Genomic DNA, 13113 nt, shown 5'->3' with positions numbered 1-13113 from the left:
CTCAGAGCATGGGGTTTGCAGTCTAAAGGTCCCGCATTAATTCGTAGGTGCACATATTCACCGCCGAGGCCAGGTTCAGGGACTCGATCTGCCCCTGGCCTTGAATGCTGTACGGCACCGCCTTCAATTGATCGAGGGCCTCCCGCGGCACACCCCGGGCTTCGTTGCCGAACAGATAACAGTCGTGTTCCCTGAAGCCCCGGGATGCCATCGAACCGCCATTGAGGTCGAGGCAGGCAAGGCTCTGGTATCGGTCGGGAAGGCTTGTCAGAGCAACGTCGGTTTCAAGAGGGACGTGAAAGAGCGCCCCCATGCTGGCACGCACCACCTTCGGATTGAAGGGGTCGACACTGCCCGGGCTCAACAGGCACCGGAAACCGCCGAACCAGGCCAGGGTGCGCAGAATCGTACCGAGGTTGCCGGGGTCCTGAACCTCATGTAGGTAAATCGCTTTCTCCCCGAGAACCGGTTCGGCCGGGCGCTCCGGCATGGGTACCAGCGCCAGAATCCCCTGCGGGGTTCGGGTGTCGGCGAGCTGTGCCATCTGGCGTTCGCTGATGACATGGGTTCTGAACGGGCTCTGCCAGTGCTCATAGGCCCCGGTGACGTAAAGTTCCGAGGCCTTGAGAGCAGGTTGGCCGTCGGTGGCTTTCTGCAGCTCAAGAACCAGGTGTTCGCCCTCAACCAGGTAGTGGCCAAACGACTGCCGGTACTTTTTCTGGTGCAGTTTTTTGATGTCGGCCAGATTCACGAGGGCGGTCTCCCGTCAGGTGGGCGTGGTGGGTTCTGAAAAATCACAGAATTCAGGCAGGATTGTACGTGTGGCCGTCCCGGTTGTCAGGATTTTGCCGCCGCCCGGCGCGGCACGTACAATTGAAGTTTGGCTTTCCCGTTGTGAAGAGACCCCATGGCCCGATCCAAAAGCAGTAACCGCTGGCTTGAAGAGCACGTCAACGACCCTTTCGTGAAACAGGCGCAGGTGGATGGCTACCGCTCGCGGGCCAGTTACAAGCTTCTTGAAATCAACAAGAAGGACCGGCTGATCCATCCCAATATGGTGGTGGTGGATCTGGGCTCTGCACCTGGCGGCTGGTCGCAGGTGGCGGCCAAACTGGTGGGCCACAAAGGCCGTGTGATTGCCTCAGACATTCTCCCCATGGATGCCATTGCCGGTGTGGATTTTATCCAGGGTGATTTCACCGAGAACGATGTGTTCGAGTCGATCATGGCCACCCTGGGTGATGACCCGGTGGACGTGGTGATTTCCGACATGGCTCCGAACATCAGCGGCGTGACCGTGGCCGACCAGGCCTCGTCCATGTATCTCGTCGAACTGGCCCTGGACATGGCAAGCCAGGTGCTCAAGCCCAAGGGCAGCTTCCTGGCCAAGGTGTTCCAGGGCGAAGGGTACGATGAGTACCTGAAATCGGTCCGCGCTGTCTTCGACAAGGTTGTGGTGCGAAAGCCGGATTCCTCCCGCTCCCGCTCCCGGGAAGTCTACATTCTCGGCAAGGGCTTCAAGGGCTGATTCAGCCTGCAGCCCGGTCGAATCCCTGCATGACGTTCACCGCGTTGACGCCGATGGCGTCGACGTCGTAACCGCCTTCCATGGTAAAGACTGTTGGTAATCCAAGCGCGGCAAGACGCTGGCCGAGGGTCAGATAATCGCCGGAGTTCAGTTTGAAGAAGGAAATCGGGTCTTCCTCGAAGGTATCGACACCTAGGGCGACCACCAGGGCGTCCGGCTTGAATGACTGTATCCGCTCGCAGGCGGTTTCCAGACCCTGACTCCAGACACTGTAGGGCGTGTTTGGCGGGTAGACGATATTCAGGTTGTAGCCCTCACCGGCGCCCTCGCCAATCTCGTCCTCAAAGCCCAGAAAATGGGGAAACACCAGATCCGGATCGCCGTGCAGGCTGATGGTGAGCACGTCGTTGCGATCATAGAAGATCGCCTGGGTGCCGTTGCCGTGGTGGAAGTCGACATCCAGCACAGCGACCTTGCCATAGCCCTGGTCACGAAAGGCTTGCGCCACGATGGCGGCATTGTTGAAGAAACAGTACCCGCCGAACAGATCGGCATGGGCGTGATGTCCCGGTGGGCGGCACAGGGCAAAGGCCGCGCGCTCGCCTCCGGCCACTAGTTTCTGGGCGGTAAGGGCCACATTGGCGGATGCCCGGGCGGCTTCCCACGTACCATCCGAGATCGACGTCTCCGCCGCGAAGCTGTAATAGCCCAGCCGGCCGTCGATGTCCCTGGGCAGCCGGTGGCGCATGCCGCGACCCGCCCAGACCGCCGGGATGGCTTCACCCGGTTTGCCGGCAGCCAGCCATTCCTGCCAGCAGGTTTCCAGGAACGCCACGTAATCCGCTGTGTGCACCCGCTTGACGGGCTCCAGACCAAATTCTTCCGGTTCCAGAATCTCTCCCAGCGCCTGTTCTTTCACTCGTGCCAGGATGGTTTCGGCACGGGACGGCTTCTCGTGAGGCTCGATCAGCAGTCCGCCATCCAGTTCGGTTTTGACGTGTCGGCGGCTGTGCAATGGAGAGAATACGGTTTTCATGGTCTTGAGTGGTCCTTGCTGAATGACGTGAGCACTTTGGCACAGGGAGCTTGATGGCTCAAAGGCCCTGATTGTGGCAGGCTGAAACCTTTTGCGGGCAGAGGGGATTACCGATATGGCGACGAGCGACAGGACGGTAAAGGATGATTGATCTGATCGCGGACATGACCCTCGCCGAGGTTCTGGGCCAGGTGTGCGGTCTTGTAGCCCTGGGTTTCTGCATTGCCGGCTTCGCGAACAAGAATGACGACCGGTTGATGGTGCTGCTGATCTCCGCCAACGTTGCGTTTGCCCTGATGTTCGCGTTCTTCGAGAGCTGGACCGCCTCGGCACTGACCGTTCTGGTAATTGTGCGCATTACTTTGGCGCGCAAGTACCAGGGCAACTGGCCCATTATGCTGGGCATCCTGGCGGTGAACCTGGTCGTTGCCTGGGCGACCTGGAAATCCATCACCGACGTATTCCCCCTCGCCGCCGCCGTTTTCGGCACCGTGGGCATGTTCATGCTCAGGGGTATTCCCCTGCGAATCGTGCTCGGGTTTGCTGCCCTGGCCTGGATGCTCAACAACATCGTGATCGGCTCCGTGGGTGGCACCCTGGCGGAAGGCATGGTGCTGGTCACCAACATCATCACCATCATCCGGCTCTATCGGCTGCAGAAGAAATACCCCGATTTCACGCCCGGAAGTTGAACGGCGTTGCGGGTCGGCGGTTTCGCATCTCGAGACTGACTGAAACAACCAGGGGCAGGGACCACTTTGGCCAATTCCCGACCAGCGCTGCCTGAGCTATCTTGATTGCAGGCCATTGATTATAAAAAGCGGACTGGAATCCGAGAGGACAGGCAATGAGTAACCAGCATTTCGATGTACTGATCATCGGCGCCGGCGTTTCCGGCATTGGCATGGCATGCCATCTTAAGCGTGAATGCCCCGGCAAGTCGTTTGCCATCCTCGAACGTCGGCAGTCCCTTGGTGGCACCTGGGATCTGTTCCGTTACCCGGGAATCCGTTCGGATTCGGACATGTTTACCTTCGGCTACAATTTCCGTCCCTGGACAGGCGGCAAGGTGCTGGCCGACGGCGCATCGATCAAGAATTATGTGGCGGAGACCGCCAGGGAGCATGATGTCGAACGCCACATCCGCTTCGGGCTGGCGGTGAAGACAGCGGACTGGTCAGGTGTCGACAAATGCTGGAAGCTCTCGGCCCTGAACGAAGCCACCGGCGAAACAGAACACTACACCGCCAACTTCATGGTCGGCTGTACCGGCTACTACAATTATGATCAGGGCTACAAGCCGGACTTCCCGGGTGAAAATGATTTCCGCGGCCAGGTCATACACCCGCAGCATTGGCCGGAAGATCTCGACTACGCGGGCAAGAAGGTGGTGGTTATTGGCAGCGGCGCAACTGCCATTACCCTGGTGCCAACGATGGCCGAGAAGGCCTCGCATGTCACCATGCTTCAGCGCTCACCCACCTATCTGATGCCTCTGCCTTCAACCGACAAGGTGTCTCTGGCCCTGCAGAAAATTCTGCCCGAGAGAACCGCCTATCGGCTGACCCGGGCCCGGAATATTTCCATTTCCCGTTTCCTTTACTTGCGCTCCAGAAGGAGCCCGAAGTTCATGCGCCGGCTGTTCCTGGGCATTATCAAACGCAAGGTTGGGGACACCGCCGACATGCGGCACTTCACGCCGGATTACAATCCGTGGGACCAGCGCCTGTGCGTGGTAAAAGACGGGGATCTTTTCCAGGCTATGAAAGCGGGCAAGGCGTCCATTGCCACCGATCATATTGACCGCTTCACGGAAACCGGCATCCGCCTGAAATCGGGTGAGGAACTGGAAGCGGATATCATCATCCCGGCAACAGGTCTGGATATCCAGATGCTGGGTGGAATCCGGCCGACTGTGGACGGCCAGGAAGTCGTGATGAAAGACAAGATTATCTATAAGAATGTCATGGTGGAGGGCGTGCCCAACGCCGGCATGATCTTCGGTTACACCAACATTTCCTGGACCCTGAAGGTGGACATTGCCGCCGAGTACCTGTGCCGGCTGATGAATCTGATGGACAAGCGTGGCTATCGTACCGTGGTGGCCCGGGACACTGAGAACAGTCGCGGCGACGACACCGTGCTTGGCTCTCTGGATGCCGGCTATATTCGCCGGGCCGCCGATCGCCTGCCCCGCCAGGGCACTCACGGGCCCTGGAAGTCGTCCCAGAATTATCTGGAGGACGTCAGAATACTGCGATTCGAGCCGATTGAGGATGGCTACCTGGAATTCGATGGCAAGCGGACCCACGCGAGCCACAAGGAATCCGGTGGTTTCCTGCGGCCCCTGCGCTCGGCCCTGTTCGGAACCTGATCACTCAAACGCCGAACGTATGACATCCCGATAGTTGCGAATGCGCTGCACGTAGTGCACCGGCTCATAGCCCCGGGCGTATCCGTAGCGGGTGCTGGGGTAGTATCGCTTGTCGGCCTTCAGGGGTAGCACCTCGGTCATATCCTGCCAGGAGTCCGGATTCTTGTTCAGGTTCCGCGCCAGCTCCCGGGCATCCAGTAGGTGCCCACGGCCGATGTTGTAGCTCGCCAGCGCCAGGAAGGTGCGGTCCGGCTCAGGAATAGTCTCTGGCAGGCGGCGGTGACGGTCGGCCAGATAGCGGGCGCCACCATCAATAGCTGCATCGGGATCGAGCCGGTTGGTTACACCCAGAGATTCGGCGGTTCGTCGGGTCAGCATCATGATGCCGCGGACACCGGTGGGTGATTTCGCCGCTGGATCCCAGTGGGATTCCTGGTAGGCCAGCGCGGCCAGCAGGTCTGCGGGCATGCCGGTTTTGGCCTCCGCTTCCCGGAATTGATCGATGAAATCGGGCAGGCGGTCTTCAATGCGTCGATTCAGGGCACGCAGATCCACGAAATCAAAGTCGCCAATGTAGGCATAGTAGCGGTTCTCCATCAGCCCTATGGCCTCATCGCCTTCGACGCTATTCATCCACTCATGGGCATCGGAAGCCAGATTTTCGGAAGCCTTGGGCATATACCAGCCAAGATTCCGACCCTGTGTTAGCGTCATCGCCACTTCCAGGTGGGGGAAATGCCGGCGCATGACCTGAACAATGTTGGAATCAGCGACGGTGCAGCTAACATCCCGTTCTGCTACGTCTGAGAGAATGACCTCTGTCGTGCGGTCTGCATCCTCCTCAAAAACGATTCCCGGATGCTGTTCATTCAGCTTGTTCAGGGTTTCAACGTAGCTGGAGCCCGCGGTTACGACAATATCAGTGCCGGGAATGTCCGCAGGTTTGCGGGGCATGGGCCGAGCGTCGCGATGGCAGACGAGTTGTTCGGTAATCTCGGTGTGAGCCGGGCCTCTTACAAAGCGCTCATCGCGGGAGGCGAGGTGCGTCAGTCCCGCTGCGGCCAGATGGGTGTTGCCAGATTCCAACGCCGCCAGAACGTCGCTGGTGGAATCGAGCATGGTCCATTCTACCTGCCAGCCCCGACTCTCGGCGTAGGCGCTGATCAGTGCGTGCTCTGGACCGACGGGGTTCTCATGCCGATCCACGTAATAGGTTGTGGAGCCATTGCGGGTAGCCACTTTGAGTACGCCCGTTTCCGACGGTGGCTTGATATCCGTTGTCGTCGGTTGGCTGGTGCTGGTGTTGTCACTGCAGCCGGCAAGCAGGAGTGGCAGGATCACAAGACCCGCGGCGAACTTCCATCGGAACATAGCGAGGAATTTCCTGTCTTTTGAAATGACTTCTACGTATTAACACGTATCTTCTTAAAACCATACTCCTGAGTTCGGGAATTGGATTCCCTTTGACCAAACGCATCCATGAGTAAATCACGTATCTAGCTGAGGGAGATTGTGTCAGGCTGGTCGCCCGTTTTCTCATTATCACAGGCCACTTTTAAATGGCGTCCGGCAAAAGAAACAGGAAACACTCTCTCTGGCATCCGTCGTACTGGCCGGCCTGGACTCTGGTCTGCTTGCTCAGGCTTTTGTCGTTTCTTCCGATGGGACTGAAGCAGCGTCTTGGAGGCTGGTTGGGCAAGCGCCTTTCCAGCAAAATGCGATCCCGTGCCAGGGTTGCGGACGCCAACCTGGCGGCCTGCATGCCCGAACTCGACCAAGCGACCCGTAGCCAGTTGGTGGAGGATGCGTTTGTGGCCTCGGCCCGTGGCGTTCTGGAAAGCGTTCATGCCTGGTGGCGGGATATGACCCCCTATTGCGAGAGCGCCTCGGTCCAGGGTACCGAGCACCTTGAAGAAGCGAAACGACGCGGCAAGGGAGTGCTGTTGATCGGCGGGCACTACAGTATTTTCGACTTTGCCCTGCCTCTGATTGCCTGCAAGCTTGAGAAGCCGGGTTACATGTACCGCCCTAACAACAATCCGGTGATTGACCGTATGATCGAACGTGGCCGGCGGCGGCATTTTGGTATTCGCCCCTTCACCAAACGTCAGATCAGACCCATGTTGTCATTCCTGAAAGAAGGGGGGCAGGTCTGGTTCGCCTGTGACCAGGATTTCGGCAAGAAGTCCGAGGTGTTCGTGCCCTTTTTTGGGATCAGTGCCGGCTGTATTACGTCGCCAAGCTTCATTGCCAGGGAGTCCGGCGCCGCGGTTATCTGCGTCAGTCACTTGCGAATGCCCGATGGCAGTTACCGGGTGGTGTTTTCTCCGATTCAGGAGTCCTTTGGCGAACATCCGGAACAGGACGCCAAAGTCTGGAACAGTTTTATTGAAGCCACTGTTCGTGAGCAACCCGATCAGTACCTCTGGCTGCACAAGCGATTCAAGAGCAGGCCAGAAGGTGCGGCAGCCATATACTGAGGCGCGTTCATGCGTAACGCCTGCCTCTGTTCTATCCTGAAAACTTCAGCCAACCCTCTGGAGGATACTATGCGCTGCACTCTCAGACTGGTTCTGGTGGCATCGACTCTGCTGTTCGCCACGCTCACCAATGCCGCAGATGGACTGGTCGCGATCAAAAGCAGTCACGATGTAAAAGCCACGGCCGACAAACTCGAGTCTGTGCTCAAAGAGAAGGGCATGACGGTCATGGCCCGCGTTAATCATCAGCAGGGCGCCGAAAAAGCCGGTCTGGAATTGCGTCCGACCGAAGTGGTTATTTTCGGCAACCCCAAAGTCGGCACACCGCTGATGCAGTGCGCCCAGAGTGTCGCCATCGACCTGCCCCAAAAAGCCCTGATCTGGGAGGATGCCAACGGAGAGGTGTGGCTGGGGTACAACGATCCGCAATACCTCAAGAGCCGCCATGGCATTGAGGGGTGCGATGAGGTGCTCGGAAAAGTAAGCGGCGCACTGGGAAATTTTGCCAAAGCGGCAACCCGGTAGATAAAAACGCCATGCGGTTAACGGGCACAGCGGGCCTGTTTCACTCGTAGGGTGCCCGGATCTTTTCCAGGCCCCTGGCCAGTGTTGCCCGTGACAGTTCGCCCATATGGGAATCGATGAGCTCGCCCTGGGCATTGTAGAAAAGCGTTGTTGGCAAGCCATTGCTGCCAACGGCGCGTGCCAGCTGGGCCTGATCGTCCCGGTAAAGGTTGTTCAGGTTCAGGCGGTTTTCCTCAAGAAAGGAACGGATGGTCTCGGGCTGTTCGCGCTGGTTGGCAAACACGAATGCGATATCCGGATAGATGTGTTGGGCTTCCTCCAGCACCGGCATTTCCCGGATGCAGGGTGGGCACCAGGTTGCCCAGAGGTTCACGACCAGGGGTTGGCCGGGAGCCAACCGGGACAGGTTGATCACTTCACCATTGAGCGAGCGCAGGGTCACGTCCGGCATACTGCGGGCCTGCTGTTCGATCAGTGTAATGGTGCCTGCGGTACCTGCCCAGAACAGGGCGCCCGTTAACGCGGCGGTAGCCAGCGGCTTGCGTTGTGCTCTCCTGCGCCACATCAAAAAGCCGGTGAAGATGATGGCGCCGATGACACCCCAGAGCGCATCAAAACCGCCGTCCCGGATATCAATGATGCCCAGCAGGTCGTTCTGGTAATGCTCGAAGTAGCTAATTACGAAACCGATCCGGGCGCTCAGCATCGCGACTACAAAGATATCGGCCACCGATCCGGCTACCGGCACCCGATATTTGCGGCCGAGCATCCCTCCAACCAGCAGAGCCAGCCCGAAGGCGATAACCAGGAGAAGATGGCCGATGGACAGGCTCACTGGGCCAATACTGACGCTCATTCTGACAAATCCCTGTGTGTTTCGGTTTCGTGAAGGCAGTCTGACTCGAAGATGCAATCCAGGTTCCTTCGGATGCTTATTATAATCACCTATGGCTAATTGGCCGGGGCTCTGTTAATGTGCCCTCATCCTGCCTCTAGGGATTCCGCAGTTTAAGGCTTGAAGCCCGTGCGACCTTTCCATACGACCTGTCAGAGGACGTCACCCCGATAACGGCGCGTGACCGTAGTCGTCTTTTATTCCATGAATATTCATGGCATCTGCCCGCATTCGCCGAAAACGGTGGTCGTGGAGGCAGAATAATCAAGAGTTGATCTTATATGAGTTTTTCTTCACTCGGTTTGTCCGAGCAGCTGGTCCGTGCCACGTCTGACCAGGGTTATGAAACCCCGTCTCCCATTCAGGCCCAGGCCATTCCTGCCGTGCTTTCTGGCCGGGACGTTATGGCGGCAGCCCAGACCGGTACCGGCAAAACCGCCGGCTTTACCTTGCCCTTGCTGCAGCGTCTGGGTGAAAACCCGCGCACTGGCAAAGGCCCCCGCGCCCTGATTCTGACGCCCACCCGTGAACTGGCGGCGCAGGTTCATGACAGCGTGAATCTTTACAGCAAATACATTCCAACCAAGGCCGCCGTGGTCTTCGGTGGTGTGAAAATCAATCCGCAGATGATGAAGCTGCGCAAAGGCCTGGACGTGCTGGTGGCAACACCGGGTCGTCTGATGGACCTGTATCAGCAGAATGCTGTGCGCTTCAACGAAGTGGAAATCCTGGTTCTGGACGAAGCCGATCGCATGCTGGACATGGGCTTTATCCGCGACATCCGCAAGATCCTTTCGTTGTTGCCGGCCAAGCGCCAGAACCTGCTGTTCTCCGCCACCTTCTCCAACGAGATCCGGACTCTGGCAGAAGGTCTGCTGGATAACCCGGTTCAGGTTGAAGTTGCGGCTCGGAATACCTCTGCCGAAAATATCAAGCAGTCTGTCTATCCGGTAGATCAGAGCCAGAAGACAGCGCTGCTGAGCAAGCTGGTTCGCGATAACAGCTGGGATCAGGTGCTGGTTTTCACCCGCACCAAACACGGTGCCAATCGCCTGACCCAGAAGCTGGAGAAGGACGGTATTACGGCTGCTGCCATCCATGGCAACAAGTCACAGGGTGCCCGTACCCGCGCGCTGGCGGATTTTAAAGCTGGCGAAGTACGTGTGCTGGTGGCGACGGATATCGCCGCCCGTGGCCTGGATATCAAGCAGCTGCCCCAGGTAGTGAACTTTGAACTGCCCAACGTACCGGAAGATTACGTGCACCGTATCGGCCGTACCGGCCGTGCCGGTGAAAGTGGTCACGCCCTGTCTCTGGTCAGTGCCGATGAGGGCAAGATGCTCGCCGGTATCGAAAGACTGATTAAAAAGCAGCTGCCGCGCACGGAAGTGGAAGGCTTTGAGCCGACCAACAACCTGCCGCTGAAGCCCAAGGCCAAGGCAGACCCCAGCCGCGCCCGCAACCGCAATGGTAACGGCGGTGGCAATGGTCGTCCCGGCGGAAAGCCGAAGAGCTTCGGCGCCAAGCCGGGTGGTCGCAGCGGTGGCCGTAGCCAGAATGGCGGTGGTCAGCGGAGTCGTCCGGCCCAGCGCCAGAGTGCCTGAAGGCTGATTGGCAGTCATGAGAAACGGAGCTTCGGCTCCGTTTTTCTGTTTCTGGTGCCCTGACTTTTTGAGGATGGATGCTCTAGTATCAGGGTCTGAAACCAGTCCGGCCAGGATATTCCCGCCTATGCATCAATCCAGCTCTCTACGGGCACAGTTGGGCTTGAGCCGACCAACACGGTCCATGGCCGATGGTCAGTTTGTGCTCGCTCTGGTTATCGGTTGTCTGATCGGGATGTTGCTGACAGTGCTTGCCGGAGGCAGTGGCTGGCAGGATGCCGACCTGTTGTCGATTCTTTCACTGGTACTCTGGGCGCCTATCATCGAAGAACTGGCATTTCGCGGCGTGGTGCAGGGCTGGCTAGCTCACACTCCGGTGGGTCAGAAACGCTTTGCCGGCCTGTCCTTCGCAAATCTGATCGCTGCGCTTTTATTTACCGCCTGGCATCTTGTTTATCGAACCGATCTGATGGCCTGGCTGGTGTTCCTTCCTGCTCTGGTGTTCGGGTATTTTCGGGACCGGCACGACTCGCTGCTGCCCTGTGTGATTTTGCACGCCACGTACAACTTTTCGATCCTCTTGGGCCAGACGTATCTTAGTTTTTGAGCGCCAGTTTCATTTGTAAATAGCCCCACGGCAGCACGCCCTATATTTCTTTTGGCTATTACGTTATAACTAATGCCGGGTCACGCGTTGGTGGTGACGGAGTGTGGTCAAAAGTTGATCAGTGTCAAAGCCGGAATTCTGCTTGTGTATCAGCCTGAATATCACGGCAATCTCGAGGGCGGTTATGAAGACTTTTCTCCCGAAAAGTGTGTTTCCATGGCGATATGTTGCGCTCATGTCGATATTTTTAACGGCCTGCAGCGATACTGGCGGGTCTTCGGGAGACGCAAATGGCGAGACCGAGCCGGATTCCGCCCATGAAGAGGTTTTACCCTCGCTAACTGCCCAGATAGAGCACTGGAGTCCGACCGGCGTTTTCCTGGCGGCGGCGGATTGTGGCCAGTGCCATACTGCCAGTCAGCCCGGTGACAGCCCCGCGGTGCTGCGGGCGCCAGATGCTCAGATCTCGGAGAACCAGCCCTCGCCCCAGGGTGATGACATCAGTCCCTTCGCAGACTGGAAAAGCACGGTGATGGCGAATGCGTTCACCGATCCTTATTTCCGGGCGAACATGGTGCATGAGTCGGAGACATTCCCCCATCTGGCAGGTTTCATTGAGAATAAATGCCTGACCTGCCACAGCCCCATGGCGACCACGCATGCTCACCAGACGGGGTCAGGTCTCGATGATGGTTTTTACCGGGCCGAACAGGCCCTTGTTGACCCCCATGCCCGAGAGGGGGTCAGTTGCACAGCCTGCCATCAGATAACCGACAGTGTATTGGACGGTAATGCCTACCCCGATGGCGTGCACTCCGGCAATTTCGAGATTCCTGCCGAGGGTGATCCGGACGCATTCACGATCCATGGGCCATACCAGAACCCGCAGGGGCAGGCGATGCAGAATCAGGTCGGTTACACGCCAGTCTTTGGTCTGCATATGTCGGACTCCCGGCAGTGCGCCAGCTGCCACGAACTTTACACCCCGACCATCGATATGGAGACGGATCAGCCCAACGGTGAGGATTACCCTGAACAGACGCCTTACACCGAGTGGGCAAACAGTGATTTCGGACCCAATGGCAGCAACCCCGTTCCTGCCAGCAGTGCCATATGGCGCGTGAAGAGATAACTGAGGACTTCCTAACCCGTCTGGCGGTCAGACCGAACGGCTCGGTAAACGCCAGTTGGCCCGAGAGGCAGCCTTACTCACCTCATGTGATGCTTGGCGGAAATACCTGGTTGCTTGAAACCCTGGAGCTGTTCAGGGAGGAACTCGGTCGCAGCGATATCAATGAGGCGGGAGAATTTGCGGCAACGGCAGAGTTGACCCGGAAATTCCTCAAAACGGCTGTCACGTTATCAGTAAACGGGCAGACCCTGGGAGCTGGCGAGTTGGCCTTTGATCTGACCATTCAGAACGAAACCGGCCACAAGTTACCCACCAGTTTCCCCGCTCGGAGAATGTGGGTAGGAACCCGGGTGCGTGATGCCAATGGCGCAACGGTGTTTGCCGGCGGGCTCCCGGATGAGTCTTATCGTTTGCCAATGGATGCGGTGTTTACTTCGGAGGCCTGTCTAGCCGCGAAGAAGACCTCCGATTTTGATTCCTCGGTCTGCTATCAGGCTCATCTCAATGAGGTATCGTCCGAAAACGATGTGCCGGTTTATGAAACTGTTCTGGGCTCAACCACCGGCGCAATTACCCATATTCTGCTCTACGCCGCTAACCCACTGAAGGATAATCGTATCCCTCCCAAGGGGTTCGATATTGCCTCGGTACCAGAAGATGTCCGGCCGATCGGGCTGAATGACGATAGCGATTTTAACGCTGGTAATGCAGGGCGGGACACCATCCACTATCGGATTCCGGTTGGCGCGGCTGTGGCTTTGCCCCTGCAAGTGGATGCGACTCTCTACTACCAGTCTATCCGCCCGACTTTTATTGATGGTTTGCACGGAGAGCATGAATGGGTTGATGAGTTCCAGACAATCGCCAGATTGAACCCACCGCCCGCCGAGGTTATGGCCGAGCTCAGCTTCGAGGTTCAGTAGGATTTGATG

Annotated in this window: 13 protein-coding genes; 9 read left to right on the top strand and 4 right to left on the bottom strand. The window is 57.9% G+C overall.

Going from position 1 to position 13113, the window contains the following annotated elements; all coding sequences use genetic code 11:
* Positions 1-22: 22 nt before the first annotated feature.
* A complete protein-coding gene (locus HP15_RS17900) occupies positions 23-751 on the bottom strand; it encodes a TrmH family RNA methyltransferase (RefSeq protein WP_014578768.1) in 729 nt (242 codons plus the stop codon).
* 156 nt (positions 752-907) lie between these two features.
* Between HP15_RS17900 and rlmE the strand changes: the two genes are divergently transcribed.
* The gene (rlmE, locus tag HP15_RS17895; RefSeq protein ID WP_014578767.1) at positions 908-1528 is read left to right on the top strand and encodes a 23S rRNA (uridine(2552)-2'-O)-methyltransferase RlmE; all 621 of its coding nucleotides are present in this window, start codon (positions 908-910) and stop codon (positions 1526-1528) included.
* Between the two features lies 1 nt (position 1529).
* Here rlmE and HP15_RS17890 read toward each other — a convergent pair whose 3' ends face one another.
* Positions 1530-2564 carry a histone deacetylase family protein gene (locus HP15_RS17890; protein ID WP_014578766.1) on the bottom strand — a complete coding sequence of 345 codons (1035 nt, stop codon included), beginning with the start codon at positions 2562-2564 and terminating at the stop codon, positions 1530-1532.
* 143 nt (positions 2565-2707) lie between these two features.
* On the opposite strand from HP15_RS17890, the gene HP15_RS17885 reads away from it, so the two are divergent.
* Positions 2708-3256: a YgjV family protein gene (locus tag HP15_RS17885; protein ID WP_014578765.1), complete on the top strand. Its 549-nt coding sequence runs from the start codon at positions 2708-2710 to the stop codon at positions 3254-3256.
* 155 nt (positions 3257-3411) lie between these two features.
* Complete coding sequence (locus HP15_RS17880; protein WP_014578764.1) at positions 3412-4938, top strand: flavin-containing monooxygenase; 1527 nt, start codon at positions 3412-3414, stop codon at positions 4936-4938.
* Here HP15_RS17880 and mltF read toward each other — a convergent pair whose 3' ends face one another.
* Complete coding sequence (gene mltF / locus HP15_RS17875; protein WP_014578763.1) at positions 4939-6309, bottom strand: membrane-bound lytic murein transglycosylase MltF; 1371 nt, start codon at positions 6307-6309, stop codon at positions 4939-4941.
* 188 nt (positions 6310-6497) lie between these two features.
* Here mltF and HP15_RS17870 point away from each other — a divergent pair, with 188 nt between their 5' ends.
* Both HP15_RS17870 and HP15_RS17865 read left to right on the top strand, forming a co-directional pair.
* Complete coding sequence (locus tag HP15_RS17870) at positions 6498-7418, top strand: lysophospholipid acyltransferase family protein (RefSeq protein WP_041645802.1); 921 nt, start codon at positions 6498-6500, stop codon at positions 7416-7418.
* A gap of 69 nt (positions 7419-7487) precedes the next feature.
* Positions 7488-7943, top strand: a complete 456-nt coding sequence (locus HP15_RS17865; protein ID WP_014578761.1) for a DUF302 domain-containing protein — start codon at positions 7488-7490, stop codon at positions 7941-7943.
* 40 nt (positions 7944-7983) lie between these two features.
* Here the strand turns inward: HP15_RS17865 and HP15_RS17860 are convergent, their stop codons facing one another.
* Positions 7984-8799, bottom strand: coding sequence for a TlpA disulfide reductase family protein (locus tag HP15_RS17860; protein WP_014578760.1), 816 nt, complete (start codon positions 8797-8799; stop codon positions 7984-7986).
* 320 nt (positions 8800-9119) lie between these two features.
* Between HP15_RS17860 and HP15_RS17855 the strand changes: the two genes are divergently transcribed.
* The 4 genes from HP15_RS17855 to HP15_RS17840 all read left to right on the top strand — a co-directional run bounded on the left by HP15_RS17855 (position 9120) and on the right by HP15_RS17840 (position 13104).
* Positions 9120-10442, top strand: coding sequence for a DEAD/DEAH box helicase (locus HP15_RS17855; protein WP_014578759.1), 1323 nt, complete (start codon positions 9120-9122; stop codon positions 10440-10442).
* Between the two features lie 127 nt (positions 10443-10569).
* A complete protein-coding gene (gene mrtJ, locus HP15_RS17850) occupies positions 10570-11049 on the top strand; it encodes a JDVT-CTERM system glutamic-type intramembrane protease MrtJ (protein ID WP_041645799.1) in 480 nt (159 codons plus the stop codon).
* 235 nt (positions 11050-11284) lie between these two features.
* Positions 11285-12181 carry a multiheme c-type cytochrome gene (locus HP15_RS17845; RefSeq protein WP_169702183.1) on the top strand — a complete coding sequence of 299 codons (897 nt, stop codon included), beginning with the start codon at positions 11285-11287 and terminating at the stop codon, positions 12179-12181.
* Positions 12163-13104: a hypothetical protein gene (locus tag HP15_RS17840; RefSeq protein WP_169702182.1), complete on the top strand. Its 942-nt coding sequence runs from the start codon at positions 12163-12165 to the stop codon at positions 13102-13104. The genes HP15_RS17845 and HP15_RS17840 overlap by 19 nt, the downstream gene beginning before the upstream one ends.
* Positions 13105-13113: the final 9 nt, after the last annotated feature.

This window comes from Marinobacter adhaerens HP15 (assembly GCF_000166295.1).
Taxonomy (GTDB): Bacteria; Pseudomonadota; Gammaproteobacteria; order Pseudomonadales; family Oleiphilaceae; genus Marinobacter; species Marinobacter adhaerens.
This window is presented reverse-complemented; position numbering and strand designations above follow the sequence as displayed.

Coding starts and splice junctions, on each gene's coding strand:
- HP15_RS17840 (WP_169702182.1), top strand. CDS start 12,163: ATGGCGCGTGAAGAGATAACTGAGGACTTCCTAACCCGTCTGGCGGTC.
- HP15_RS17855 (WP_014578759.1), top strand. CDS start 9,120: ATGAGTTTTTCTTCACTCGGTTTGTCCGAGCAGCTGGTCCGTGCCACG.
- HP15_RS17845 (WP_169702183.1), top strand. CDS start 11,285: ATGTCGATATTTTTAACGGCCTGCAGCGATACTGGCGGGTCTTCGGGA.
- mrtJ (WP_041645799.1), top strand. CDS start 10,570: ATGCATCAATCCAGCTCTCTACGGGCACAGTTGGGCTTGAGCCGACCA.
- HP15_RS17860 (WP_014578760.1), bottom strand. CDS start 8,799: ATGAGCGTCAGTATTGGCCCAGTGAGCCTGTCCATCGGCCATCTTCTC.
- HP15_RS17865 (WP_014578761.1), top strand. CDS start 7,488: ATGCGCTGCACTCTCAGACTGGTTCTGGTGGCATCGACTCTGCTGTTC.
- rlmE (WP_014578767.1), top strand. CDS start 908: ATGGCCCGATCCAAAAGCAGTAACCGCTGGCTTGAAGAGCACGTCAAC.
- mltF (WP_014578763.1), bottom strand. CDS start 6,309: ATGTTCCGATGGAAGTTCGCCGCGGGTCTTGTGATCCTGCCACTCCTG.
- HP15_RS17880 (WP_014578764.1), top strand. CDS start 3,412: ATGAGTAACCAGCATTTCGATGTACTGATCATCGGCGCCGGCGTTTCC.
- HP15_RS17890 (WP_014578766.1), bottom strand. CDS start 2,564: ATGAAAACCGTATTCTCTCCATTGCACAGCCGCCGACACGTCAAAACC.
- HP15_RS17885 (WP_014578765.1), top strand. CDS start 2,708: ATGATTGATCTGATCGCGGACATGACCCTCGCCGAGGTTCTGGGCCAG.
- HP15_RS17870 (WP_041645802.1), top strand. CDS start 6,498: ATGGCGTCCGGCAAAAGAAACAGGAAACACTCTCTCTGGCATCCGTCG.